Raw genomic sequence first — 25,948 nt, forward strand, 5'->3', positions numbered from 1 at the left:
CGAACCGGTGCTACTCGGCGGCCGTCGCCGCAGCGGCACGCCGCGCCGCGGCCTTCTCGGCATAGGCGGTCAGACCGTCGCGAAACCACGCGCCGTCGTCCCACGCCTTCTGCCGGGCGCCGAGCCGCTCGCGATTGCAAGGCCCGTTGCCCTTGAGCACCTCGTAGAACTCCGACCAATCTGGCTCGGTGAAGTCGTAGCCCTGCTTTTCCTCGTTCCACGCAAGGTCCGGATCGGGCACCGTCAGTCCGAGAAACTCCGCCTGCGGCACGGTTTCGTTGACGAAGCGCTGGCGCAGTTCGTCATTGGTGTTGATCTTGATCTTCCACGCCATCGACTGCTGAGAGTGCACGCTGTCCTTGTCGGACGGGCCGAACATCATCAGCGACGGATACCAGAAGCGGTTCAATGCATCCTGCGCCATCTCGCGCTGCGCGTCGGTGCCCCGGGCCATCTTCATCATGATGTGGAAGCCCTGCCGCTGGTGGAAGCTCTCTTCCTTGCAGATGCGGATCATCGCGCGCGAATAGGGCCCGTACGAGGTGCGCTGCAGCGGCACCTGGTTCATGATCGCGGCGCCATCGACCAGCCATCCGATCGCGCCCATGTCGGCCCAGGTCAGCGTCGGATAGTTGAAGATGGACGAATACTTGGCCTTGCCGGACAGCAGCTGCTCGGTCATTTCGTCCCGGCTGATGCCGAGCGTTTCGGCGGCGGAGTAGAGATAGAGGCCGTGGCCTGCCTCGTCCTGCACCTTCGCCAACAGGATCGCCTTGCGCTCGAGCGTCGGCGCGCGGGTGATCCAGTTGCCCTCGGGCAGCTGGCCGACGATCTCTGAATGGGCGTGCTGGCTGATCTGGCGGATCAGCGTCTTGCGATAGCCCTCGGGCATCCACTCCTTGGGCTCGATCTTCTCGCCGGCGTCGATGCGAGCCTGAAACGCGTGCTCTTCGGGCGTTTCCCCGCCACCCTTCGGCTCGGTCGTGACCATCTGCGCATACATGGGCGGACTCCTCCGTGGTGTCGGGGAATATAACGCAAAAAGCGTCACACTTGAAGTGCCGCCTCGCGGAAAACGTGACGCGTCAGCGAGTGACGGCGGTCTTGCGCACCCGTTCGAGGCTTTGGAGCCGGGCGCGCGTTGCGGGCGTTTCGGCCGGCAGCGGGCCGTCGGCTGCGTCGAACGACGCGCCGACATGCGCGTCAGATGCGGCCGCCAGTGCGAGATAGATCTGCGCGAAGAGCTGCTGTGCCCGAGCCCCCGGCCAGTCGATCGGTTGGGCCGAGCGCGGCAGCCGCGGATCGGCGAGAACCGCCTGCCGATAGGCATGGACGAGCCGCAGGCGCAGCGCGAGACAGGTCCCGCCGTCGGGCACCGCACCCGAGGACAGCGTCGCACCGGCCGGGCCGAACCGGTCCAGCACATCGCGATACCCGGCCGCTGCGGACTCGAGATCCCAATGCGCCTGCGCGAAGGTCCGCGTGTCGCCGTCCGCGGAGCCCGCAACGATCGGGGAGTCGGGCCGCGCGAGATCGGACCGGTCCGGTCCCATCAGGACATCGGGGGCCAATCGGACCCAGCCAGCGCCGCTCAGCCCCGGCGGCGGACCGCCCGGACCCAGCGCCACCAGCCAGCCCTCGGCTTCTGGCAGCGGATCGTAGAAGAGCCGCGCTGCCGCGCGGAATTCCGTCCGCGCGCTCTCGGTCAGTCGATAGAAGCTTCGCCGGCCGACCCGTGCACCCTCGAGCGCGCCGGACGCCACGAGCCGCGACACCGCCGTCCGGGCGAGCGTTTCCGAAATGCCGTGCACCGCGCAGGTGGCGATCAACGCCGCCATGGACAGCGTACCGCCGCGCGGTTCGGCGACATCGCCATAGATCGTCACGATGAAGGACGTGGCACGCGGCGCTGGCAGGCCCATCGCGTGCTCGAGCGGGGTGGCATTCTGGCCGTCGGGCATGTGTCGGTCTCGGCGCAATGACAGCGTGGGTCTTCGAGGACCGACCCTACCGCGCCGTTGCGCGGCGCACCACTCAGGCGTCCTCGTAGAAGGTCACGCCGCCGTCGTCGGTGATCGTGGTGCCCACGGTTTCGCCCTTGAGCACGCGGCCCGCCGCGCCGGACTGGTCGAACCCGACGACGTGGACCCGCATCTTGTGCTGCTGCGCCAGAACCAGCGCCGCCTGATCCATGAACGTCAGACGATCCTTGATCGCCTTCTCGAACGTGAGCGTGCGGTAGAGCTTCGCGTCGGGATCCTTGCGCGGATCGGTGACGTAGACGCCGTCGATCCCGTTCTTCATCGCCAGCACGCAGTCGCAATCGAGCTCGATCGCGCGCTGGACCGACGGATAATCGGTGGTCAGGTAAGGCTCGCCAATCCCGCCACAGAGCAGCACGAGGCGCCGCTTCTCAAGGTGCCGCGCGGCACGGCGGCGGATGTAGGGCTCCCCGATCTGGGGGATCGTCAGCGCCGACATCAGCCGGACCTCGACGTCGGATGTCGCCTCGATCTTCGCGCGGAGCAGGATGCCGTTGGCGATCGTGCCGAGCATGCCGACATTGTCAGCTTCGACACGCTCGATGTTCCAGTCGGACGACACGGAGCCGCGGAAGATGTTGCCGCCGCCGATGACGCAGGCGACCTCGGCCCCGTCGTTGTGCAGCTTCAGGATTTCCTGGACCACCGCGGAGATCGCCGAGTCCGAAAACACGCCGCTCGATCCGCTCGCCAGGGCCTCGCCGCTGATCTTGACCATCACCCGCACGTGGCACCCCCGGTTCTCTGCATCGCCGCCGGTGACGTATCGAAGCCCTCGCCGCAAGTCAACGCGCAGGAATTACATCGCGTTATCAATACGTTGAACGCCGGTCCGCGCAGCCCGCGCTCTGTGCGCGGCGAATGACCGCCGCAAGTGACACGATCCGCGGCCGGACCTGCAGCGCAGGCGGATCATGCCGCGTCCGTCTGTCCCGCTGCGCGCGAATCGGCCGCTGCAACATTCGCCAAGAAGGACGGCCGCTCGACATCAGATCATTGCGCAGCCGCACATCACGGACGCCGGGAGACGCACCGATTTCCGGCGTCGGGCCGGCTCCATCGGCAAAATCCGGCCGACCGACGGATGCAACAGCGCCTTCCGCGACGAGAGGCTTGATGCGCGGTGGCCGGCAGTCGTCAGACTCCCGCATTCCGGGCGGGCGACCGCCCCGGTCCAAAACATCAACTCGGAGGTCACACCCGTGCTGAAACACAGCCTCGCCGCATCCGCGCTGGCGCTCGCAGCCGCATCGCCCGTTCTTGCCGACAATCCCGTGCCGGAAGACGTCACGCTGGCGGAAGACCAGTCCTACACATTCTGGCTGCTCGATGCGATCAAGTCGATGGACCCGCAGATCAACACCGACGTCGAAGGCTCGGACGTTCTGCGCAACCTGTTCGAGGGTCTCTACAACGAGGACGCCGAGGGCAACATCGTGCCGGGCGTGGCCGTCGATCACACGGTATCCGACGACCAGAAGACCTACACATTCACCCTGCGCGAGGATGCGCAATGGTCGAACGGTGACCCGGTGACGGCGGAGGACTTCGTCTTTGCGTGGCGTCGCCTCGCTGATCCGGCGACCGCCTCGGAATACGCCTGGTACATGGAGCTGATGCAGGTCGAGAACGCCCCCGAAATTATCGCTGGCGAGATGCCGCCCGAAGAGCTCGGCGTGACTGCCGTGGACGAGCGCACGCTCGAGGTGCGGATCACCACGCCCTTGCCCTACTTCCTGCAAATGCTGGTACACGCCTCCACCTTCCCGACCCATGCCGCGACCATCGAGGAGCATGGCGACCAGTGGACCCGGCCCGAGAACATGGTCGGCAACGGCGCCTACGTGCTCGACGAGCACATTCTCGGCGAACGCGTGGAAATGTCGAAGTCCGACACGTATTGGGACGCCGAGAATGTCGTGATGGAGACACTGACCGCGCTGACCATCAACGACGTGAACCAGGGTCTCACCCGCTATCTGGCCGGCGAGCTCGATCGTGTGGACATCCCGGCAGGCCAGTTTCCGCGTCTGAAGGAAGAGTACCCCGAGCAGGCGACCTCGTCGCCCTATTCCTGCTCCTACATCTACATGATGAACGTGGGCGAGAAGGGCCCCGAGGCGCTGAAGGACGTGAACGTGCGCAAGGCGCTGTCCTACGCCATCGACCGGGACATCGTCGTCGAGCGCATCCTGCAGGGCGGACAGGAGCCGTCCTACAACTGGACGCACTGGGCGACCGCGGGCTTCGAGGCCCCCGAGATCGACTACGCGACCTGGACCCAGGAAGAGCGGCTCGAGCGTGCGAAGGAGCTGATGGCCGAGGCCGGCTACGGCCCCGACAACCCGCTCGACCTCACGCTTCAGTACAACACGTCCGAGGATCACAAGAAGATCGCGATCGCGGCGAGCCAGATGCTCAAGGCGATCGGCGTGAACATCACGCTCGATAACTACGAGTGGAAGGTCCACACCGACCGGATGCAGAACCAGGACTTCGATCTGGCCCGCTACGCGTGGTGCGGCGACTACAACGAGGCGTCGACCTATCTCGACCTCTTCACCTCGTATTCGGGCCACAACAACGGCGAGTTCTTCAACGAGGAATACGATGCCGTGATGCGCGAGTCGAAGACCGCCGAGGATCCGCTTCCGCTTTACCAGGAGGCCGAGTCCATCCTCGCGGCCGAGATGCCGATCATTCCGATCTATCACTACGCCAACGTCGACATGCTCAATCCGCAGATCGGCGGCATCCCGACGGAAAACGTGATGCAGACGTGGTACGGCAAGGACCTCTATCGCGCGGCCGAATAACGCCGCGCCGGGGGCGCCCGTGTTCGGGCGCCCTCACCGGTCCGTGCGCGGGGCTGCCGCCGGGCGGCGCCGCGCTACCCTCCTTAACCTGATCGCTCGTCCGACGCGTCGCCCTTCCTCCGGGAGCCGTCCATGCTGTCCTATTCGCTCAAGCGTCTCGCCATCGCGGTGCCGACGCTTCTGATCCTCATCGTGGTGTCCTTCGTGCTGATGCACGCCGCGCCCGGCGGGCCGTTTACCTCGGAGCGTGAGCTTCCGCCCGAAGTGCTGGCCAACCTCAACGCGAAGTACGGCCTCGACCAGCCGCTCTGGCGCCAGATCGTCACCTACGTCTGGGGCATCTTGACCGAGTTCGATTTCGGGCCGTCCTTCGTCTACAAGGACCGCACGGTGAACGAGATCATCGCGCAAGGCTTTCCGGTCACCCTCACCTACGGGATCCTGTCGTTCCTTGTGGCGGTCGCCGTCGGCGTGACGCTGGGCGTCGTCGCCGCGATCCGGCAGAATTCGCTGCTCGACTACCTCGCCGTCGGCGTGTCGATCGGCGCGCAGGTGCTGCCGAACTTCGTCATGGCGCCGATCCTCGTGCTGGTCTTCACGCTCTGGCTCGGCTGGCTGCCCGGCGGCGGCTGGCAGGGCGGACAGTGGCAATACGTCATCCTGCCCGTTATCGCGCTCTCGACCTCGTTCATGGCCTCGATCGCGCGGATCACGCGGTCTTCGATGCTCGAGACGCTGAACCTGAACCACATCCGAACCGCCCGGGCCAAGGGCCTGCCGGAACGGCGGGTGATCCTGCATCACGCGCTGAAGCCCGCGATGCTGCCGGTAATCTCGTATCTCGGGCCCGCCTTCGTCGGCATGATCACCGGCTCGGTGGTGGTCGATGTCTATTTTTCCACCGGCGGGATCGGAAAGGCCTTCGTCGACAGCGCACTCAACCGCGACTACGCGGTGATGATGGGGGTAACCATCCTCATGGGCGCGCTGACGATCCTGTTCAACCTCGTGGTCGACATCCTCTACGGCTGGATCGACCCAAAGATCAGGTACTGAGCCATGGTCCACGACACCCAACGCATGCAGTCGCTGGCCGAGCGCATGGCCGAGGACGAGGTCGCGGGCCGCTCGCTCTGGGCCGATGCGCGGCGGCGATTCTTCTCCAACAAGGCAGCGGTGATCGGTCTCGCGCTCTTGGCCTTCGTCGCGGCCTTCGCGCTCTTCGGCGGCCAATTCGCCCAATGGTCGAACGAGGAGCTCGACTACAACGTGATGGGCGTGGTCGCGCAGGAAGGCGGGCCATCGCTCGCCAATGGTCACTATTTCGGCGTCGACGAGCTCGGCCGCGATCTCTTCGCGCGCACCGTCCAGGGCACCCAGGTGTCGCTGCTGGTTGGCCTGGTGGGCGCGCTGGTCGCAGTCGTCGTCGGGACGATTTACGGCGCCACCGCCGGCTATGTCGGCGGCCGCGTCGACGCCGCAATGATGCGCGCCGTCGATGTCCTGATGGCCATTCCCTACATGTTCGTTCTGATCCTGATCCTCGTGATGTACGGCCGCTCGATGATCGCTCTCTTCGTCGGTCTCGGCCTGATCTCCTGGCTGGAGATGAGCCGGATCGTCCGCGGCCAGACGCTCAGCCTGAAAAACCGCGAATTCATCGAGGCCGCGCGCGCAACCGGCGTGTCCGGGGTGACGATCATCCGCCGCCACATCGTGCCGAACCTCCTGGGCGTGATCGCCGTCTACGCCACGCTGCTGGTGCCGCTGATGATCCTGACCGAGAGTTTCATCTCGTTTCTCGGCCTCGGCGTTCAGGAGCCGCTGACCTCGCTCGGCGCGCTGATCTCGCAAGGCGCCTCGACCATGGCCTACGGCACCATCTGGCAGCTGGCCTTCCCGCTTCTGTTCTTCTGCCTGACGCTCTTCGGCTTCTTCTTCGTCGGCGACGGCCTGCGTGACGCGCTCGACCCCAAGGACCGTTGAGGATGGGCCGGGACCGACACGCCGCGACGCAGGTCGCGCCGGCGCATTGGCCGGCGCCATCGCGCCGCGCCCTCCGCCACGCAACTCTCACACCGACGCGGGAGACCCGCTGACATGCCGCTGCTCGAGATCGAGAACCTCAACATCACCTTCGACACCGGCGACGGCACCGTCCACGCGGTCAACGATCTCTCGCTTGCCCTCGACCGCGGCGAGACGCTGGGCATCGTCGGCGAGAGCGGGTCGGGCAAGTCCCAGACCGCCTTTGCCATCCTCGGGCTTCTGGCCCGGAACGGGCGCGCCACGGGTTCGATCCGCTTCGACGGCGACGAGATCCTCAACGCGCCCGCCAGAACGCTCAACCGCATCCGAGCCGAGCGCATCGCCATCATCTTCCAGGATCCGATGACCTCGCTGAATCCGTACATGCGAATCTCGGATCAGATGGTCGAGGTGCTGACGCTGCACCAGGGCATGGGGCGGCGCGCGGCCGAAGCCGAGGCCGTCCGCATGCTCGACGCGGTGCGCATTCCCTCCGCGCGCGAGCGCATCCGTCTCTACCCGCACGAGTTCTCGGGCGGCATGCGCCAGCGGGTCATGATCGCGATGTCGCTGCTGTGCCGCCCGGACCTGCTGATCGCGGACGAGCCGACCACCGCGCTCGACGTGACCGTGCAGGCCCAGATCATGGCGCTCCTTCAGGAATTGCAGGGCGAGTTCGGCATGGCCACGATGCTGATCACCCACGATCTCGGCGTCGTCGCGGGCTTCTGCGAACGGGTGACCGTCATGTACGGCGGCCGCGTCATGGAGCGCGCACCCACCGATCCGCTCTTCGAGCGGCCGACCCATCCCTACACGCGGGGGCTCCTGAACGCCGTGCCGCGGCTCGACCGCGCCGACGAGGCGATGGCGGCGATCCCGGGAAACCCGCCCAACATGGCGCGCCCGCCCCGGGGCTGCCCGTTCCGTCCGCGCTGCGCCTTCGCCGGCGAGGATTGCGCCGAGATGCCGCCCCTGTCGCAGGCGGGCCCGGCCCGTCAGCGCGCCTGCCACCGCACCGCCGAGGAGGTCGCCGCATGACCACGCCGCTTCTGTCCGCCCGCGAGATCGACGTCACCTTCGGCACCACCCGCCCAGGCGACATGCCGTGGACCGCGCCGCGCAAGCTGCGCGCGGTCAGCGGCGTCAGCTTCGACCTCGCGGCCGGCAAGACGCTCGGCGTCGTCGGCGAGTCGGGCTGCGGCAAGTCGACGCTCGCCCGCGCGCTGATCCGCATGGTTCCGGCTTCAGGCCAGGTGCTCTGGCAGGGCGACACCGATCTGCTGTCGCTCTCCCCTGCGGCGATGCAGCGCTACCGCTCCGAGATCCAGATGATCTTCCAGGATCCGCTCGCCTCGCTCAATCCGCGCATGACGCTCGGAGAGATCATCGCCGAGCCGCTGCGCACCCATCGCCGCGACCTGTCGCGCGCCGACATCCGTGACCGCGTGCGCCGGATGATGGACCGGGTCGGGCTCCTGCCGCAGATGATCAACCGCTATCCGCACGAGTTCTCGGGCGGCCAGTGCCAGCGGATCGGCATCGCCCGCGCGCTGATCGTCGAGCCCAGGCTCCTGATCTGCGACGAGCCGGTCTCGGCGCTCGACGTCTCGATCCAGGCACAGGTGATCGAACTCCTGCAGGAACTGCAGCGCGACCTGAACCTCGCCATTCTCTTCATCGCCCACGACCTGAGCGTCGTGCGCCACATCTCCGACGAGGTCATGGTGCTCTATCTCGGGCGGGTCATGGAGGCCGCGCCGGCCGAGCGGCTCTACGCCGCGCCGCGCCATCCCTACACGCAGGCGCTGCTCTCCGCCGTGCCGGTGCCCGACCCGGCGGTTGAGCGGGACAAGCGCATCATCCCGCTCACCGGCGACCTCCCCTCGCCGATGGCCCCGCCCTCGGGCTGCGTCTTTCGCACCCGCTGCCCGCGCGCCGAGGCCGCCTGTGCCGCCGAGGTTCCCGCACCCGGCCCCGGCCCGCATCGCTGCGCCTGCCTGTTCCCGGGCACCATCACCGCCGACGAGGTCGCCTGACCCCCCTCTGCTGGATGCGCGCGGCCCAGCCCATGTGCACGACCCGCCCCCTTCTTCTTGGCGCAAATACTCCGGGGAGCGCGAGGGGCAGCGCCCCTCGCCCGCCGGCGCGACCGGGCGCACGCGTCAGCGACGCAGGGCAGCGCTCCCGTCAGGACCGCTGGTCCTCGAACCAGTCGAGCGCCATGTCGGCCCAGCCCGGCGGCACGCCGTGCCCGCCATCGAAGAGCGCGAAGCTCAGGGTCGCGCCGGGCGCGCACGAGGTCCAGTCCTTGCGCCAGTAGGTGCCGTCCCCCGAGGTGCCGTCCGCCTGCAGGCGGCAGCCCCCGGCGGACCGCCAGAGCGCCATCGCGTGCCAGACATCGCCCTGCGCCAGCGCGTCGGGCGCCTCGAGAGCCTCGCCGCGGAGGAGCCGGCCCTCGAGCGGCACCGTGCCGTCGCGCCAGCCATGCGTGTGCAGAAGCCGGACCGGGCCGGCGCAGCCCTCTGGGTGCGGGCGCCAGAAGCTGCCCGAGACCGGCGCGTAGGCGGCGAACGCCTCCGGCGCCGCGCAGGCGAGGTAGCTCGCCATCGACCCGCCGATCGAGAAGCCGGCCAGCAGCATCGCGTCCGGATCGAGGTCGAATCGCGCGGCCGCGTTGTCGCGAACGGCCTGCAGGAAGGCGACCTCGTCCCGTCGCTGCGGCCGCTCGGGATGAAACGCCCAGGTGCGCCCGGAGCGTCCCTCCCGCGGGATGCCGTCGGGCGCGATGACCGCGTACCCGCGCTCCAGCGCCGTCTCGACGACGCCGCGCATGGTCAGCGTCCCCTCGCCGCTCGACCCCCAGCCGTGAATGAACATGAGTGCCGGCGCGCCCGGTTGCGGTGCCTCCGGCAGTTCGACGTGGTAGGAGCCTCCCGCGATCTCGCAGGGCGCAGACGTGTCCGGGCCACAAGCCGCGCGCGCCGCGCCGGCGAACAGCGCGACGAGCGGCAGCAGGATCGCGGCCAGGCGCAGGACGGATCGGGGCATCGGCACTCTCCCTGTCATCACCTTGCCAAGAGCTAGGCGAGGCGCGGGGAAGTCGAGCGGCGAGCGATCCCGGTTGCGTGATGCCGGGACCGCCCGCGCGCCGGGTCACTGCGTGACCGGCGCCGCCGAGGTGAATTGCGGGATGGTATTTTCGGAGGCGGCGTCGGGTTCGATCGAGACCCAGTTGCCCTCTGCGGTGTCGATGTTGCCGGGAATGTCCTCTTCCCAGAAGCCGACGACGTTCGGCGTGATGTTGAGGTAGAGCGCGCCATCGACGATCCGCCAGAGGTTGGGGTTGCCGGGCACCTTGCCGCCCTTGGCGACGCCGTAGGCGCAATGGCCGTCGTAGCGCGGCACGAAGGCCTCCGGGTCGGCGAGGAAGCGGTCGCGGTTTTCCTCGGAGGCAAAGGCGAAGGTGGCGCCGTTGTGCTCGGCGGTGATGCTCGCGCGGCCGGGCACCGCGGCGGGCTGCGGCGCGCCGACCGGGGCCTGCGGCAGGTCGAAATAGGCGACGACGTCGTAGCCCGACACGGCAAAGCCGGTCTCGTCGACGAATTGCGGCCCGGCGATGGACGCGGCGGGCGCGGCGAAGGCCAGCGCGGCGGAGAGGATCAGAATGCGCATGAGGGGTCTCCCGGTGCGGGTTGCTGCAAGGATCGTGCCTTGCACGCTACGGCAGGAGATGACGCGCGGGCACCCAGGCTCCGCCCTTCGTGACGCGCCGTGGGCCCGCGTCAGCGCGTTGTAACAAATGCCCTCACTCGGCGGCGATGCCGGCCGCCGGCGGCGTCTCGATCAGCGCGCGGAAGCGGGCCCGTTCGACCCGGGCGCGACGCTGGACCTTGGGCTCGCGCAGGCTCAACGGAGTGTCGAGCCGGAGCGGTCGCAGGGCGCTGTCCGCCACGCGCACACCCGACAGACGCGACAGCGGCACGGCCGCGGCGAGGCTCAGGGCCACGGGCGCCAGCCAGACCGACAGCGTCCCGGTTGCCATGCCCGCGAGCATCACCGCGCCCAGGATCGTCTCGAGCCAGTGAAACCGCAGGAGCGTTCCCCAACCGTGCCGGCAGGCGCCGCGTCGCTGCGGCGCCCAGGGGTTCGGACGGCCGAGCGCGGCGCGCAGGACCGCCGCGCTCTGCTGCACCATCAGGATCGGCGCGTAGAGTATGGCGAGCGCGATTTCGGTCAGCGTCGTCGCCGCGAAGCGCCCCGGCCCGCCATAGAGCCGCGCGACGCCCCTGGTCGCCGCCATCATCAGGGCCGCCGCGATTTTCGGCAGCAGCAGCATCGCGTAGATGAAGATCAGGAACCACGTGCCGTCGATCCGGCTCATCTGCGGCCAGACCGGATATAGCGGGTTCGACGCGCTGAAGTAGTTGACCGGGGTGCCGTCCCCCATCGGCAGCAGGATCGACCACACCACCAGCAGCACGAACCATGCCGGCGACAGAAGATAGGCAAAGGCCCCCTGCAGCATGTGAAAGCGCGAGATCGGGTGGAACCCGCGCGCGCGCAGAAGGCGGAGGTGCTGCAGGTTGCCCTGGCACCAGCGCCGGTCACGCAGCACGTAGTCGATCAGGGTCGCCGGCGTCTCCTCGAACGACCCGCCGACCCGGGGGCGAAAGCGCACGGCCCACCCGGCCCGGCGCAGCATCCCCGCCTCCACGAAGTCGTGGCTCAGAATCAGTTCGTCCCGGCCGCCGCGGCCGCGCAGGTAGGGCAGCCGAGCACTGTCGGCGAACGCGCGGGTCCGGATGATGGCGTTGTGGCCCCAGTAGTTGCCCTCGGACCGAGACCAGAGCGCCAATCCCTCGGCCAGGAGCCAGCCGTAGACCGAGGTGGCGAATTGCTGCATCCGTCCGAACAGCGTTTCGGCGGAGATCAGGACCGGAAAAGACTGGATCAGGCCGGCATCCGGATCGCGGGCCAGCGCGTCGGCGAGCCCCCGGATCGCAGAGCCGGACATCAGGCTGTCGGCGTCGAGAACGATCATCGCGTCCCAGTCCGCGCCCCAGCGCAGGATCCAGTCGTTGATGTTGCCCACCTTCTTGTCGGTGTTCTCGGCCCGGCGGCGGTAGTGCACGCGGATGCCGCTCTCTTGGTCGAGCGCGCATGCGGCACGTACCTCTTCCCCGGCGATCTGCGGATCCCGCGTGTCGCTGAGGATGAAGAAAGCGAAGTGATCGGTCTCCCGCTCCTGCACCAGTTCGGCGCGCATGGCCGCGATGTTGCCGGCCACCTCCCACGGGCATTCGTTGTAGACCGGCACAAGCAGAGCCACCCTCTGGCGAGCGCGGGGGGCCGCGGGCTCGGCCACGCGACCGCGGCGCGCCCGCGCCAGCCCGAGCCGCAGGATCGCCATCAGCACAGCCGAGACGGACAGCGACACCCAGACGAAGGTCAGGCCGATCAGGAAGACCAGCACGCCTTCGCCGAGCGTGAAACCGCCCGACCGAAACCACCGCGCGATGCCCCAAATCAGCGACAGCGTGATCGCGATCGCGGGGCCGAACGCACCGAGACGCCAAGCCACGTCGCCGATCGTCCAGCCAGGCAGCGTGCGGCCCGCCTCGGGACGGTCGCGGAAGCTCTGCGCGCGCATCGGCAGCGGCGCCTCGGGCGGCATGGCCGCGCCCGTCGGCGCAAAGGTCAGGCGGTCCATCGGTAGAGCCACACCTCGCTCAGAGGCGCGCCGTCCATCCGGAGCTGCGCGCGCATTTCGACGAGAGGGGCCTCGTTGGGAAACAGCGAGAAGCCGAGCCGGGCGCCGCCCGTCTCGGGGTTGCGTTCGACGATCGCGGGGCCGAGTTCGCCACCGCCGGCCGACCGCACCAGAGTGTCGACCTTGCTCAGATCGTCCGGCAGGGCATCGCCGTCCTCGAAGTCGATGGCAAACCGGATGCCACCGTCGCGGCCGCGCCCGGCGCGGGTGTTCAGCACCCGAAGGCCGGTGGCGTGGTCGCTCTGCGCGCTCCACGTCATGTCGTACGCGAAGCGCCGTGAGGATCCGGGCGAGAGCGGCTCGGACGGCCGCCAGTAGGCGACGATGTTGTCGTAGACTTCGTCGTCTGTCGGGATCTCGACCAGCGTGACGGCGCCTGGCCCCCAATCCTCGCGCGGGGCGATCCAGAGCGACGGGCGACGATGGTAGAGCGCTTCGAGATCGCCGTAATCCTCGAACGCGCGGGCGCGCTGCATCAGGCCGAAGCCGCGCGGGCTGTCGTCCACGAACACGCTGACCTGCAGCGTCTTCGGATTGGCGAGCGCGCGCCACAAGCTTTCGCCCGCGCCGTTGTGGATCAGAAGACCATCGGAATCGTGGATCGCCGAACGGAAGTCGGAAAAGCGGTGCCGATTGGTTTCGTCGAACTGGAACATCGAGGTCAGCGGCGCGAGGCCGACATGATCGAGCTGTTCGCGTGCGAAGATCTCGGCTTCCACGCCGATCTCGAGCCGGCGTCCCGGGCGCAGCACGAAACGGTAGGCGCCCGTCGCGCGCGGGCTGTCGAGAAGCGCGTGCACCACCAAGGTCTTGGCTCCGGGGGCCGGACGCTCGATCCAGAAGCGCCGGAACTCCGGGAACTCCTCGCCTTCGGGCTCGGCTGTATCAATGGCGAGGCCGCGGGCCGAAAGGCCGTAGATCTGGCTCGCCCCGATCCCGCGGAAATAGCTCGCGCCCTGGAAGACCGCGAACTCGGTGAACACGTCCGGACGCTCCAGCTCGGCCCTGAGCCGGAAACCCGAATAGCCCAGCGTCTCGTCGATCGGCAGATCGGGAAACTGATCCGTGCGGTCGAACACCTCGAGGTCGAAGAGGACGGGCCGCGCCTCGCCGTTCTCGACCACCGCTATGTCGATCGGCGTCGGGTAGTAGAGCCCCGGCGCGAATACGTCCATACGGAAGGGCTCTTTGCCGCTCGCGTTCCACAGCGCGTTGCGCGGGTCGAACCAGATCGCGCGATACTGGTCGTAATCGATCGACGTCCACGCTTCGGGAATGCGCTGCGGCGCGGTGTAGGGCTCTGCCGCGAGCGCGCGCGCAAGCTCGCGCACGTCTTCGGGCGCGAACGGGTCGGGCGTTCCGAGTTGCAGCCCCGGCACCTCGGGATCTGCCGCTCCGCCGGAGGCGCCCTCCTGCTGTGCGCGCACGGGAGCCGCGAAGCAGGCCATCAGTCCCGCCAGAACCTGTCTTCTGTCCATATGTCCTTACGTCCTCGGCTGCCGCCAGGGCTGAGATTTGAACCAACCGACCATATACGCCATCGCGACGAGAAATGCCGCACCGCAGCAGTTAACGATCAACATGGTCAAAGCGTTCCGTCCGATCACGTCGAGAACGAGGCCCAGAACCCGGGCGAGGAACATCGACGTGATGAAGATCGCCAGCGATTGCTGCCCGACCTTTAGGATCGCCGCGAGGCCGGCGCGCCAGGTGCGCGCGACCGGCCCGTCGCCGGCCGGCGGCTTCAGCCGGGCCCCGCGATCACCGACCGCGACCCAGGCGAGATAGGCGAGCGCGAGAAAGTGGAGGTAGCGCAGGATCGCGAAGTCGGTTTTCTGCCGCAGCACGTAAATGTCGGGATAGACGTCCATCGACCACTCGGCCGCCGCGGGCCACGTCACGGACAACAGTTCCACCACCCGCGGCGAGGACAGGGGCGATGTCAGCACCAGGAAGGCGATCGACAGCCAGATAAGTCCGTTTGTCTTGGGCGGCGCCGGAAGCCAGCCCGCCATCAAAGCGAACCCCGTGAAGAACACCAGTTGCCAGCCGAACGGGTTGAAGAACCATTCGCGGTCCGACCACGGCTCGGCCGGGAGCGCGAGGATCTGCAGCTGCGCGAGGAGCCAGACGACGATCACCGCCGCCGCACCGAGCCATTTGTGGACGCCCACCAGCGCCACGAGGATCGGCATCATCGCGAGGATCACGAGATACATCGGCAGGATGTCGAAGTAGTTCGGCACGTAGGTGAGCGTCAGCAGCCCGATCAGGTTCTGGCCGGTATCCTCGAAGAACGGCACGAGGTTGAGTTGCCCCACGTAGTCGCGTTCGAACGTGCCGGTGGCGTTGAGCCCCGCAACGAGCGCGGCGACGGCGAGGAAGAGGCCGATATGAGCCCAGTAGACCTGCCAGCACCGGAACGCGACGCGCGCGGCGCCAAGAAACCAAGAGCGTTCGCGAAACACCTTTCCGAACGCGAGCGCGGACGCCATGCCGGAGCAGAACACGAAGATCTCGGTCGCGTCGGAAAAGCCGAAGCGCGCGGGTATCCAGCCGGTCACCCAATTGCCGGGCGTGTGGGCGATCAGGATGATGAACATCGCGAGCCCGCGGAAGAAATCGAGCCGCGGGTCGCGAACACCCGCGCGGGGTGCCGTCTCCGCGGCGCGCGGCGCGGCCGAGGTGCGAACCGGGGGAACGGCAGTGGCGTCGGTCATGGGCGCAGACTCATTGTTCGTTCGCGCTGCGCTATGCGCTGCGGCGCTGCGCCTCGTAAAGAGGGCGCCCCGCGCGCGCATCGTCGATGGCGGATCGCCGCGTCTCGGCGAAGGCATCGGCGTGGCCGTCCCGCAGGACGGTGCGCTCGGTCAGGATCGCCTCGGCATCATCGAGGCGGCCGGCACGCAGCCCCGCATCGACGGTGATCCGCTCGAACACGTCGCGTTGTGCGTGACTGCCGCCAATTGTCGGCAGGTGTGCGCGGGCCGCGCGCAGACGCTCGAACGCGACCGCGTACTGGCCCTCGCCAAAGGCGGCCAGCCCCTCGGCGGCCGCGTGCCCGGGATGATCGTAGAGGCGTCCGTGCTCGGTGCGCGGCGCGCCGGTTTCGCCGATGCGCGCTGCCAGCCGCGCCGCGGCGCCCGGACGATGATCGCCGGCCAGCGCCAGCATGTAGTGCAGGTCGGCGAAGACGAGGCAGCCGTCCGAAAGCCGGCGTTCTGCCAGATCGCCCAACTCGTGCCACCGGTCACCGCAGGTCACGCCCTCCAGTTCGAGGCGCATGAGCAGCGACGAGGCATTGGCGACATCGCGATAATCGTCGCTGTGCTCCGCCCGGATCTGGGTGTCGTAGAGGTCGAGCACCAGATCGTGCTCGCCCCGGTCGAGGTGCAGGAGCGCCTTGTGCCACCACACGTGGTAACGGAAGTTGTTGCAATGATCCCAAGCGCGGCGGTTCTCGTCGATAAGCGCGATCCCGTCGCCCGGGCGGTGCGTCATGTCGTGGACATGCGCAACTGCGTGCAGGCCCCACGCGTCGTCCGCACAGAGTGCGAGGCCCGCGCGCCCGGCCCCCTCCGCCTCGGTGTAGGCGCCCGTCTCCTCCAGAGCGAAGGCGTGGCACCCCATCGCGTAGCCGCGCAGCGGATGGTCGGGCGCGTGTCCGGCCAGCGCGCGCTCTACCGAGCGACGCATGCCTCCGGCGTCGCCGAGGATAAAGCGGATCCCGTGCACGACCTTCAGGGTCAGCGTGTCCTCGGGCGTCGCGGACAGCACGCTCTCGAGGTGGAACACGGCGCCCGACGGCGCCCCGTCGAGCCAGCATCCGAGCGCGTCGGTCCATGCCCTCGCACGCGCAGGCGCCCCGCCAAGGGTCAGCGCCGCCCGGGCCGTGGAATACGCCCCCCGCGCGGCCTCGGTCATCTCGGCGCGGCCCAGCATGAGGCAGAACAGCCCCTTCGCCGCGAGAGGCATCGCCGCGTCGGGCGAGCGGTCCAGCACGTTGGCGAGGTGATCCGGCGTGCTCTTGGAATGCGCGAGAAACGCGACGATCATGGCATTCCACGCCGCCAGGGCCTCGGGGTCGTCGAGGCCGCAATCGGCGCGACAAAGGTCAAAGGCCATGTGTGCGTCGTCCTTGCAGGCAGGGCGTGGTCCGCAGGCGTCGTGCCTGCGGGTTCGTCCTGACCAATGTAAACATGGGTCGACGCAGCCGAATGTCACATGGCTGCCAGCCTGCGGTTTTGTGATCGCGTCGCTGCCGTCACGTCATCGTTTGCCGCGCCGCGCGAGCGCGTCCCGCAGCCGGTCGAGCGCAATGTCCGTATGCTCGCCCACGCGTGGCGGCGGAGCCGACGCGGCGACCGGCGTTCGCGAGAATTTCAACGGATTGCCAAGGAGTTGCACCGAACCCGAGGTGACATCGTCGCGCGGAACCGAGATCACCGCTCCCCGCGCCTCGGCCTGGTCGGAACCGAGCGCCTGAGCGACCGTGTGGATCGGTCCGGCCGGAACGGTCACCGCGCTCAACTGCTCAAGAATGTCTCTTTGCGACCGCTCTGCGAAGAGATCTGTAACAATTTCCGTCAGCGCGACCCGGTTCTCGAGCCGCAAGGGGTTGGTCAGAAAGCGCGGATCGACGGCCAGGTCCGGCCGTCCCATGGCCGTGGCGAAGCGGCCGAACTGGCCGTCGTTGCCAACCGCGAGAATCACGTGGCCGTCAGCACATGGATACACGTCGTAGGGGCAGATGTTCGGATGTGCGTTGCCACGCCGCTCGGGGTCACGGCCAGACAGCAGGTAGTTCGTGCCCTCGTTGATAAGCCACGCCATCTGCGAGTCGACGAGCGCGAGGTCGATATGCTGGCCCTCGCCGGTCGCGTCTCGGTGACGCAAGGCCGCAAGAATACCGATCGCGGCGTACATCCCGCACATCACGTCGGCGATGCCGACGCCCACCTTGTGCGGGGTGCCCTCGGCAGGACCGGTCAGCGACATGATCCCGCCGAACCCCTGCGCCATCAGGTCGTAACCGGCGAGTTTGCGGTTCGGCCCGGTCTGTCCGAACCCCGAGATCGAGCAGTAGACGAGGTCGGGGCGCTCGGTGCAGAGCGTTTCGTGGTCGAGCCCGTACTTGCGGAGCCCGTCAGGCTTGAAGTTCTCGATCACCACGTCGGCAGCCATCGCGATCTCGCGCACGAGCGCGCGGCCCTCTTCCGTCCCGATGTCCGCCGCGACCGACAGCTTGGAGCGGTTGGCCGCCATGAAATAGGCCGACAGATCCGTCACCCCGTCGGTCGTGTCGGCGTAGGGTGGGCCCCACGCGCGGGTGTCGTCGCCGCCGGTCTTGGGGTTCTCGATCTTCAGGATCAGCGCCCCCAGGTCGCCGAGCATCTGCGTGGCCGTCGGCCCCGCCAGAATGCGCGACAGGTCGCAGACGATAAGCCCGTCGAGCGGGCCCTTGGGCGTGTCAGATGCGTCCGTCATAGCTCCTCCGGTCGATCTCCGCGGCGATCACGGTGAACGCGTCGGCGGCCATGGCGCGCGTCAGGGCGGCCTCGAGATCGGGCACGGACGACACCGTGGCCCCGTCCCCGCCCATTGCGCGGCCGAGCGCCGCGAAATCGGTGCGTCCGAAATCGACGCCCGTGTTGGTCAGCTGGCGCTGGCGCTGCTTGAGCTCGATGAGCGCGAGCGAGCGGTCCACGAAGACCACGAAGATCGTGCGCAACCCCAGATCGGCGGCGGTGGCCAGATCGCCCGCCACCATCAGAAAGCCCGCGTCGCCCGAGAATGACACGACCGTGCGCTCGGGCGAGGCCAGCGACATTCCCATGGCCAGCGGCACCGCGCACCCCATCGTGCACAGGCCCGAGGACTGCACCAGCGCGCGAGGTTCGTGGCACCGCCACATCTGGCTCAGCAAGATACGGTGCGCGCCGCTGTCGGCCGTGGCCAGGACATCGCCGGGAAGCACCCGCCGGCAGGTCTCGATCACCTGCGCCGGTCCCCAATCGGGCCCGGGAGCGAACGCTTCGGCCAAGGCTGCGCGCGCAGTGCGGATCCGACCGTTCCAGCCGGTCGCTTCGGTCGTGCCATCGGTCAGCGCGCGAAGCGTCGGACCGATCGCGGCCTGCACGTTGACGCTGCCCTGATGCATGTAGTGCGTGTTCGGCTCGGGCCCGATGTCGATCACGGTCTGTCGGTCGGGATGGACGGCATCCTGCCAGCCGATCCGCATCTCGACCGGATCATACCCTGCAAGGAGCACGACGTCGGCATCGGCCACGAGCGGCAGGAGATGCGTGTCGGCCAGAGGCGACAGGCCCGCCCCGCCAAGTGCCAGCGGATGGTCCTCGGGCATCAGGCCCTTGGCCTTGTAGGAGGTGACGACCGGGGCGCCGAGGCGTTCTGCCACCGTTGCGAGATCGGTCACCCCCTCGTTCACAGCGTCGACGCCCGCGACGATCAGTGGCCGGTCGGCGCCCGCGACTGCGACGCGCGCAGCGTCGAACTCCGCCGACGGTGCCGGCGCGACCGGCAGGGCGGGACGGCGGCGCTGCGCCGGCGCCGGGCGGGCCGGCGCAGCGGCCACCGAGATCGGCAGGTCGATATGGACCGGACCGGGGCGGCCGTCTGTCGCGATGGCGAGCGCCTTGTCGGCAATCGCTTCCGCCGCGCCGGGCACCATCGTGAAGCTCGCCTTGCAGACCTGAGCGAAGACCGCGCGCTGATCCAGCACCTGGTGGGTATAGCGTGCCGCGGTATCGGCATCGACGGCGCCGGTCACGAGGATCATCGGCACCCGGTCTTCGCGCGCGTTCTCGGCCACGTTGACGGCGTTGAGCGCACCCGGCCCCACCGTGGCGACGAGGAGCGCCGGCGCGCCGGTGCGGTGATGCACGCCCTCGGCCATGAAGCCGCCGGCGTTCTCGTGACGCACCAGCACGAAATCGATGCCTGCGACGCCCAGCGCATCGAGAAACGTCAGCACTTCGCCTCCCGGCATGCCGAACGCGGTGCGGCAACCCGCGGCGGCGAGCCTCCGCGCGAGAATGTCGGCCGTCCGCACGCTCTGGTCGGTCATCGGCTGTCCGGGCCTCTCTGTTGGTCGTCCACCCCGCCGGCAGGAAGCCCGCACGCGCGCCGGAACGCAAGCCGGTAGGCGTCGGGGCGCCGGTTACAGGCGCTCGATGTCGCCCTCTGCGCGCGCGGCGTGGAACGCCGCCTCGAACTCCGAGAAGCGTCCCTCTGCGATCGCGTCGCGCATGCCCTGCATCAGTTCCTGATAGTAATGAAGGTTATGCCAGGTCAGCAGCATCCCGGCGATCATTTCCTGCGATCGCGTCACGTGGTGCAGGTAGGCGCGCGAATAACCGCGGCAGGCAGGGCAGCCGCATGCCTCGTCGAGCGGTCGCGGATCGTCGGCGTGGCGCGCGTTGCGCAGGTTGACCTGCCCGCGCCGCGTCCAGGCCTGCCCGGTGCGGCCCGAGCGCGAGGGCAGCACGCAATCCATCATGTCGACGCCGCGCGCGACCGCGCCGACGATGTCGTCAGGCTTGCCAACTCCCATGAGATAGCGCGGCTTGTCTTCGGGCAGCATCGCCGGCGCATGATCGAGGCATCCGAACATCGCCTCCTGCCCTTCGCCAACGGCCAGCCCGCCGATCGCATAGCCTTCAAAGCCGATCTCGCGCAGTGCGGCCGCGCTCTCTTCCCGCAGGTCGTGCTCCAGCCCGCCCTGCTGGATCCCGAAGAGCGCATGGCCGGGCCGGTCGCCGAATGCCTCACGCGATCGGCGCGCCCAGCGCATCGACAGGTGCATCGACGACGCGAGGCGGTCGCGGTCGGCGGGCAGCGCGGGGCACTCGTCGAAGGCCATCACGATGTCCGAGCCGAGAAGGCGCTGGATCTCCATCGACCGTTCGGGCGACAGAGCGTGCTTCGAGCCGTCGATATGGCTGCGGAAGGTCACGCCGGACTCGTCCAGCTTGCGCAGATCGGCGAGCGACATGACCTGGAAGCCGCCCGAATCGGTGAGGATCGGCTTGTCCCAGTTCATGAAGCGGTGCAGCCCGCCCAGCGCATGCACCCGCTCGGCCCCCGGGCGTAGCATCAGATGGTAGGTGTTGCCGAGCAGGATGTCGGCGCCCGTGGACGCCACGCTTTCGGGCAGCATCGCTTTGACCGTCGCGGCGGTCCCGACCGGCATGAAGGCCGGGGTGCGGATCGCACCGCGCGGCGTGTCGATGCGACCGGTGCGCGCCGCACCGTCGGTCGCCTGAAGGATGAAGGAAAACCGGGACATCGCCCTCCTTTGCAACAGCGCCGCGGACGCGGCAAGGGTGGCGTGAGGGCGCGAGCGTTGCAGACTGGCCGCCACCGGGTGCAGCGCCCGAGAATCGTGTATCATCGACGTGGAACCCTGCGCCGAGGACCAGCGCCATGACGACACTGCCCGATCCCTCCGCCGACTCCGCCGTCGCGCCGCTGGCTTTTTCAGACCTGTCCGACGCGCTGCGGGCCGGGCTCGCCGATTTCCGCGCGGCGCCCCAGTTCGGGCTCTTCTTCGCGGCGGTCTACGTGATCATGGGGCTCGCGCTGGTGCGGCTGGGCGCGGGCATGCTGACGTGGACGCTGACGATGACGCTCGGGTTCCCGCTCGCCGCACCGTTTCTCGCGGTCGGGCTCTACGAGGTCAGCCGGCGCCGGGCCCAAGGCGCGCGCCCGCGCTTTGCGGAAGTGCTGGGCGTGGTGTGGGCCGAACGAAACCGCCAGATCCCGTGGATCGGTGCCCTCATCCTGATCTACGTGCTGTTCTGGAGCTTTCTTGCGCACATGCTGTTCGCCCTGTTCATGGGGCCGTCGGCGATGATGGGGCCACCGGAGTCGCTGTCGACTTATCTGACGGGCGACGGGCTGACGATGCTGGCGACCGGCACCATTGTCGGCGCAGTCCTGGCCTTCCTGCTGTTTGCGCTCACCGCCGTCAGCCTGCCGATGCTGCTGGACCGCGAGGTCGATTTCGTGACCGCCATGCTGGCCAGTGTGCGGCTGGTCCGCGACAACCTCGCGGTGATGGCGCTCTGGGCGGCCATCATCGCCGTGCTGACCCTGGCCGCGCTCGCGCCGGTCTTTCTGGGTCTGTTTCTGGTGCTGCCGGTCCTCGGCCATGCGAGCTGGCATCTTTATTGCCGCGCGGCAGGCAAGGGCCTTCTCGACTGACATCGACGCTTCGGGCGCACCGACTTGCCGGACCGGCGGGGGCTTGGTAGCCGTGACGCGCCGTTCCCGAAGGACCCCGACATGACCGATGACGACCGTACCGATCCCGCGCAGGACCTGATCCGCTTCGGCTGGGAAGAATGGGTCGCCCTGCCCGATCTCGGGCTTCCCGCCCTCCGCGCGAAGGTCGATACCGGCGCCCGGACCTCGGCGCTGCATGCCTACGACATCGAGACCTTCGGCTCGGCAAAGGCGCCGCAGGTCCGCTTTACCGTGCATCCCGTGCCGGGCCGCGAGGATCTGGTGATACCCTGCTCGGCCAAGGTGCTCGATCGACGCATGGTCACCAGCTCGAACGGCGAGAGCGAGAGCCGCTACGTGATCGGCTGCACCCTGCAGGTCGGTGGCGAAAGCTGGCCGATCGAGCTCACCCTGACGAACCGGTCGGGCATGGCGAGCCGGATGCTGCTCGGACGCGAGGCGCTCAAGGATCACATCACCATCGTCGCGACCGACCGCTTTCTGCAGAAGGAGCTGTCATACGACGTCTATGCCTCGTCGGCGGTGCGCCAGCGCGCGCCGAACCGGGCGCTGCGGATCGCCGTCCTCTCGCGTGAGGCGAACTACTCCACCCGACGGCTGGTCGAAGAGGGCGAGTCCCGCGGGCACACCGTCGAAGTGATCGACACCACGCGGTGTTACATGGCGATCAACGCGATGGCGCCCGAGGTGCATTACGACGGCGCGCGTCTGCCGCGCTACGACGCGGTCATCCCGCGTATCGGGGCGAGCGTGACGTCCTACGGCACCGCCGTGATCCGCCAGTTCGAGACGATCGGAACCTTCTGCGTCAACGGCTCCGAGGGGATCACCGCATCGCGCGACAAGCTCTACGCCCACCAGTTGATGGCGCGCCACCGGATCGGGATGCCGAACACCGCTTTCGCCTCGTCGCCGAAGGACACGGATTCGCTCATGCGGCTCGTCGGCACGGCGCCAATGATCGTGAAGCTGCTGGAATCGACGCAGGGCAAGGGCGTGGTGCTGGCCGAGACGAAGAAGGCCGCGCAATCCGTGATCGACGCATTCCGCGGCCTGCGCGCCAATTTCCTCGTACAGGACTTCGTCAAGGAAGCGGCGGGCGAGGACATCCGCTGCCTCGTCGTCGGCGGCCGGGTCGTCGCCTCGATGAAGCGGACCGGCGCGGAGGGCGATTTCCGCTCCAACCTGCATCGCGGCGGCTCCGCGAAGGTCGTGCGCATCAGCCGCGAGGAACGCGATACCGCCGTGCGCGCGGCCCGGGCGTTCCGTCTCAATCTGGCGGGGGTCGACCTTTTGCGCTCCGAAAGCGGGCCGAAGGTGCTCGAGGTCAATTCCTCGCCCGGGCTCGAAGGTATCGAGGGCGCATCGAAAAAGAACGTGGCGGGCATGCTTTACGACCACATCGAAGAGCGCGTCCGCCCGGCGCCGGTGCGCAAGCGAAAACTCCTCGGCTGAGGGGCGCCGCACGACGACGACACGCGGAGAGGCGATGACGTTCGATCCGCTCGCGTGGGCGCTCTAGAGGAAGCGCAGAAGTGCCCAACCGACCAGCACGATCTGGACGAGACCGAGCGCCACGGACGCACCGTGCAGCCATTTGAACCGCGCCGACGCGCCCGCGTCGCTCGCCGCGTTGATCGCCGGCATCAAAGTCTGGCGCGCCGGGACCGTTGTCACCGCGACAATTCCAAGCAGAAGCGCGCCAACCCCGTCCGATGGCAGCCGCAAGAGTGCGGCCGCCGCCCCGGCGACGATCACGAACAGGTAGAACTGCGGAAAGGCTGCGCGAAGCAGTCGGCCGGCTTCTGCGGCTTCCGCGTTCTTTAAGAGGAACGCCGCGAAGCCGAAGGAGTAGAGCACCATCCCGCCGAACAGCAGACCGGTCGCGAGCAGCGCGAGCGCGGTCATGCGGCTTTCCTCGCGAGGCCCATATACTGAACCGTCTGCAACGGGAGCGGTCCGAAGGTCATGTCGCCGCGCCGGTTCATGCCGCGCGGACCGAGCCCGGTGAACGTGTCGGGTTCGAGGCCGGCCGCGCGAAGCTCGGCCTTCAGGTCCTTGGGCTTGATGAACATTTCCGGGTCGTGCGTCCCGCGCGGCAGCAATCCGATCACGCGCTCGGCCATCGTGACGGCGAGGAAGGACGCCACGGCGTTGCGGTTGATGGTGTCGAACAGGAACACGCCGCCCGGGGCGAGCACCCGCGCGCATTCGCGGAGCACTTTCGAGAGGTCCGCCACGTGCTCCAGTACGTCAACGCACACGACCGCGTCGAAATCGCCGTCGGCAAACCGCATGTCCTCGCCCACGCCGATCTCGTAGCGGATCGACAGGCCCTGATCCTCGGCATGCTCTCGGGCCGCCGCGATCGCCTCTTCGGCGGGATCGAGGCCCACCACGTCGGCCCCGCGACGCGCCAGCGGTTCGGCCATGAAGCCGCCCGCGCAGCCGAGATCCAGAACGCGCTTGCCCGCCCAATCCACGTGCTTGTCGAAGAACGCGAAGCGACCCGGCACGAGATTCTTGAGCGTGCGCACCCAGCGCACCTCGTCGGACCACCACTTCGAGGCGGCGTCGTCGTAGATGCTCAGATCGTTGCGTGCGGTCTCAGCCATCGCGCGCTCCTGTCGGCCACATGTACGGAACTGTCTCCTGATAGCGGCGGAACCGCTTGCCGAAACGCGCGCGGTAGCGCTTCTCCTTGAAGCGGCCGGGCGCGACCACGTTGTAGGCGGTCAGCGTGGCCGCGACAGCGAGCTGGTCGGGCGTCCATGTCGGAACGGTCCAGAGCACAAGGCTGAACCCCACGTAGATCGGCTGTCGTATCACTGTGAACAGGCCCGTCGTCGGCATCCCGGGCCAGCGCGGGTCGCGCCGTTGGAGCAGCGACATCCACCCGAGCGCACCCGACTGAAGCTCGACGCCCGCATCGAAGTTCGACCGCATGAGAAACAGCCACGCGCAGAGATGCGCAGCGCCGACGACCCAGAGCATCGCGCCTTCCGCTTGCCACCAGACGATGCCGGACGGCGTCCACAGCAGGAACAGCGCCAGCAGCTGCAGCGACGCGATGATGGTATAGATCGTCGTCCAGAGCGTCCGGCCCCAGGCTCCCGGAACGACACGCCCCACGATCTTGCCCGCGCGGGTATTGAGCAGCAGCGAATGCAGGATCGGAAACTGGAGCACGAGCGCCGCGTTTGCGAGCGCCGCCCAGGGCCACGGAACAGCGCCCAGACCGGTCGTCATCCCGTTCCACAGCGTCCAGACCATAGCGGCGATCGCGGCAGCGAACGTCAGGTGGCACACACCCCCGATCGCGAGCGCGAAGAGGATCCGGCCCTTGCCCGGTGGCGGGTTCAGGTTGCCGAGAACCAGGTTCAGCAGCCGCGGCAGCGGGCGGTCAGTGTCGGAGATGTCAATCACGACGGCAAAGCTATGACGGCGCCCCGCCCCGTCCAGCGTCGCGGGGTGCGACAGGATGCGCATCGATCCTGGCGCCTTCGAGACGCCGCCCGTCGCCCCGCAGTGGCGAAGCGCACTTTACCCTCAGGCCTGCATTTCCTATATCTTTGGTCGGATACGCGAAGAGGACTCTCCGCATGAATGATGTCAGCCCGAAGCTCGAAGGTGCTCCGCTGATCGCGCCGTCGACCACGGATCACCCGCTCTACGATCAGATCGTCGAGGCGTGCCGAGGCGTGTACGATCCGGAGATCCCGGTCAACATCTACGACCTCGGATTGATCTACACGATCGACATCGACAGCGAGAACGCGGTCAAGGTCATCATGACGCTGACGGCACCCGGATGCCCCGTCGCCGGCGAGATGCCGGGGTGGATCGCCGACGCGGTCGAACCCATCGCCGGGGTCAAGCAGGTCGACGTGGAGATCACCTGGGATCCGCCCTGGGGCATGGACATGATGTCGGACGAGGCGCGGCTCGAACTGGGCTTCATGTAACCGTCATTTCTTTGCGCATCGCTTCGGCGGGAACCGGCCGGCGTCTGGGCGGGTTCG

The 25,948-nt window shown here is 68.2% G+C and carries 23 protein-coding genes; 8 read left to right on the forward strand and 15 right to left on the reverse strand.

Annotated elements, in window-relative coordinates; genetic code table 11:
- Nucleotides 1-10 precede the first annotated feature (10 nt).
- The 3 genes from paaA to pyrH form a co-directional block, all read right to left on the reverse strand.
- Nucleotides 11-1,003 carry a 1,2-phenylacetyl-CoA epoxidase subunit PaaA gene (gene paaA, locus ROJ8625_RS09335; RefSeq protein ID WP_085791616.1) on the reverse strand — a complete coding sequence of 331 codons (993 nt, stop codon included), beginning with the start codon at nt 1,001-1,003 and terminating at the stop codon, nt 11-13.
- A gap of 82 nt (nt 1,004-1,085) precedes the next feature.
- A complete protein-coding gene (locus ROJ8625_RS09340; protein WP_085791617.1) occupies nt 1,086-1,961 on the reverse strand; it encodes a PaaX family transcriptional regulator C-terminal domain-containing protein in 876 nt (291 codons plus the stop codon).
- Between the two features lie 73 nt (nt 1,962-2,034).
- Nucleotides 2,035-2,760 carry a UMP kinase gene (pyrH, locus tag ROJ8625_RS09345; protein ID WP_085791618.1) on the reverse strand — a complete coding sequence of 242 codons (726 nt, stop codon included), beginning with the start codon at nt 2,758-2,760 and terminating at the stop codon, nt 2,035-2,037.
- A 484-nt stretch (nt 2,761-3,244) separates the two neighbouring features.
- On the opposite strand from pyrH, the gene ROJ8625_RS09350 reads away from it, so the two are divergent.
- From ROJ8625_RS09350 to ROJ8625_RS09370, 5 genes are all read left to right on the forward strand, one after another.
- Nucleotides 3,245-4,858 carry a peptide ABC transporter substrate-binding protein gene (locus ROJ8625_RS09350; protein ID WP_234984221.1) on the forward strand — a complete coding sequence of 538 codons (1,614 nt, stop codon included), beginning with the start codon at nt 3,245-3,247 and terminating at the stop codon, nt 4,856-4,858.
- 132 nt (nt 4,859-4,990) lie between these two features.
- On the forward strand, nt 4,991-5,914 hold the full coding sequence (gene oppB / locus ROJ8625_RS09355) for an oligopeptide ABC transporter permease OppB (protein WP_085791620.1): 924 nt from the start codon (nt 4,991-4,993) through the stop codon (nt 5,912-5,914).
- Nucleotides 5,915-5,938: 24 nt separating this feature from the next.
- Nucleotides 5,939-6,844, forward strand: a complete 906-nt coding sequence (locus ROJ8625_RS09360; protein ID WP_234984237.1) for an ABC transporter permease subunit — start codon at nt 5,939-5,941, stop codon at nt 6,842-6,844.
- A gap of 114 nt (nt 6,845-6,958) precedes the next feature.
- Entirely contained in the window at nt 6,959-7,927 is a 969-nt protein-coding gene (locus tag ROJ8625_RS09365) for an oligopeptide/dipeptide ABC transporter ATP-binding protein (protein ID WP_085791622.1), read from the forward strand.
- The gene (locus ROJ8625_RS09370; RefSeq protein ID WP_085791623.1) at nt 7,924-8,925 is read left to right on the forward strand and encodes an oligopeptide/dipeptide ABC transporter ATP-binding protein; all 1,002 of its coding nucleotides are present in this window, start codon (nt 7,924-7,926) and stop codon (nt 8,923-8,925) included. The genes ROJ8625_RS09365 and ROJ8625_RS09370 overlap by 4 nt, the downstream gene beginning before the upstream one ends.
- A 151-nt stretch (nt 8,926-9,076) precedes the next feature.
- Here the strand turns inward: ROJ8625_RS09370 and ROJ8625_RS09375 are convergent, their stop codons facing one another.
- The 9 genes from ROJ8625_RS09375 to tgt all read right to left on the reverse strand — a co-directional run bounded on the left by ROJ8625_RS09375 (nt 9,077) and on the right by tgt (nt 20,967).
- Nucleotides 9,077-9,937 carry a CE1 family esterase gene (locus tag ROJ8625_RS09375; RefSeq protein ID WP_085791624.1) on the reverse strand — a complete coding sequence of 287 codons (861 nt, stop codon included), beginning with the start codon at nt 9,935-9,937 and terminating at the stop codon, nt 9,077-9,079.
- Between the two features lie 105 nt (nt 9,938-10,042).
- Nucleotides 10,043-10,561, reverse strand: coding sequence for a YHS domain-containing (seleno)protein (locus tag ROJ8625_RS09380; RefSeq protein ID WP_085791625.1), 519 nt, complete (start codon nt 10,559-10,561; stop codon nt 10,043-10,045).
- A 133-nt stretch (nt 10,562-10,694) separates the two neighbouring features.
- Nucleotides 10,695-12,599, reverse strand: coding sequence for a glucans biosynthesis glucosyltransferase MdoH (gene mdoH / locus ROJ8625_RS09385; protein WP_085791626.1), 1,905 nt, complete (start codon nt 12,597-12,599; stop codon nt 10,695-10,697).
- On the reverse strand, nt 12,587-14,137 hold the full coding sequence (locus tag ROJ8625_RS09390; RefSeq protein ID WP_234984222.1) for an OpgD/OpgG family glucan biosynthesis protein: 1,551 nt from the start codon (nt 14,135-14,137) through the stop codon (nt 12,587-12,589). Before ROJ8625_RS09390 ends, mdoH begins: the two co-directional genes overlap by 13 nt.
- Before the next feature lie 6 nt (nt 14,138-14,143).
- On the reverse strand, nt 14,144-15,379 hold the full coding sequence (locus tag ROJ8625_RS09395; protein WP_085791628.1) for an OpgC family protein: 1,236 nt from the start codon (nt 15,377-15,379) through the stop codon (nt 14,144-14,146).
- Nucleotides 15,380-15,410: 31 nt separating this feature from the next.
- Nucleotides 15,411-16,784 (reverse strand): tetratricopeptide repeat protein, encoded by a 1,374-nt coding sequence (locus ROJ8625_RS09400; RefSeq protein WP_085791629.1) that lies wholly within the window; start codon nt 16,782-16,784, stop codon nt 15,411-15,413.
- Nucleotides 16,785-16,928: 144 nt separating this feature from the next.
- Nucleotides 16,929-18,146, reverse strand: coding sequence for a CaiB/BaiF CoA transferase family protein (locus tag ROJ8625_RS09405; RefSeq protein WP_085791630.1), 1,218 nt, complete (start codon nt 18,144-18,146; stop codon nt 16,929-16,931).
- Complete coding sequence (locus tag ROJ8625_RS09410; protein ID WP_085791631.1) at nt 18,130-19,746, reverse strand: thiamine pyrophosphate-binding protein; 1,617 nt, start codon at nt 19,744-19,746, stop codon at nt 18,130-18,132. Before ROJ8625_RS09410 ends, ROJ8625_RS09405 begins: the two co-directional genes overlap by 17 nt.
- 93 nt (nt 19,747-19,839) lie before the next feature.
- Entirely contained in the window at nt 19,840-20,967 is a 1,128-nt protein-coding gene (tgt, locus tag ROJ8625_RS09415; RefSeq protein WP_085791632.1) for a tRNA guanosine(34) transglycosylase Tgt, read from the reverse strand.
- Nucleotides 20,968-21,104: 137 nt separating this feature from the next.
- Between tgt and ROJ8625_RS09420 the strand changes: the two genes are divergently transcribed.
- On the forward strand, nt 21,105-21,884 hold the full coding sequence (locus ROJ8625_RS09420) for a DUF2189 domain-containing protein (protein ID WP_085791633.1): 780 nt from the start codon (nt 21,105-21,107) through the stop codon (nt 21,882-21,884).
- Between the two features lie 81 nt (nt 21,885-21,965).
- Nucleotides 21,966-23,381, forward strand: a complete 1,416-nt coding sequence (gene rimK, locus ROJ8625_RS09425; protein WP_085791634.1) for a 30S ribosomal protein S6--L-glutamate ligase — start codon at nt 21,966-21,968, stop codon at nt 23,379-23,381.
- 63 nt (nt 23,382-23,444) lie between these two features.
- Here rimK and ROJ8625_RS09430 read toward each other — a convergent pair whose 3' ends face one another.
- The 3 genes from ROJ8625_RS09430 to ROJ8625_RS09440 are packed head-to-tail and all read right to left on the reverse strand — an operon-like array spanning nt 23,445 to nt 25,415.
- Complete coding sequence (locus tag ROJ8625_RS09430) at nt 23,445-23,834, reverse strand: DUF4149 domain-containing protein (protein WP_085791635.1); 390 nt, start codon at nt 23,832-23,834, stop codon at nt 23,445-23,447.
- Nucleotides 23,831-24,541, reverse strand: a complete 711-nt coding sequence (gene ubiG, locus ROJ8625_RS09435) for a bifunctional 2-polyprenyl-6-hydroxyphenol methylase/3-demethylubiquinol 3-O-methyltransferase UbiG (protein WP_085791636.1) — start codon at nt 24,539-24,541, stop codon at nt 23,831-23,833. The genes ROJ8625_RS09430 and ubiG overlap by 4 nt, the downstream gene beginning before the upstream one ends.
- Nucleotides 24,534-25,415, reverse strand: a complete 882-nt coding sequence (locus ROJ8625_RS09440) for a methyltransferase family protein (RefSeq protein ID WP_234984223.1) — start codon at nt 25,413-25,415, stop codon at nt 24,534-24,536. The genes ubiG and ROJ8625_RS09440 overlap by 8 nt, the downstream gene beginning before the upstream one ends.
- A 113-nt stretch (nt 25,416-25,528) precedes the next feature.
- Here ROJ8625_RS09440 and ROJ8625_RS09445 point away from each other — a divergent pair, with 113 nt between their 5' ends.
- Nucleotides 25,529-25,891, forward strand: coding sequence for an SUF system Fe-S cluster assembly protein (locus ROJ8625_RS09445; RefSeq protein ID WP_085791637.1), 363 nt, complete (start codon nt 25,529-25,531; stop codon nt 25,889-25,891).
- The last annotated feature ends 57 nt before the right edge of the window (nt 25,892-25,948 follow it).

Origin of the sequence: Roseivivax jejudonensis, assembly GCF_900172265.1 — a bacterium.
In the GTDB taxonomy this organism is placed as follows: Bacteria; Pseudomonadota; Alphaproteobacteria; order Rhodobacterales; family Rhodobacteraceae; genus Roseivivax; species Roseivivax jejudonensis.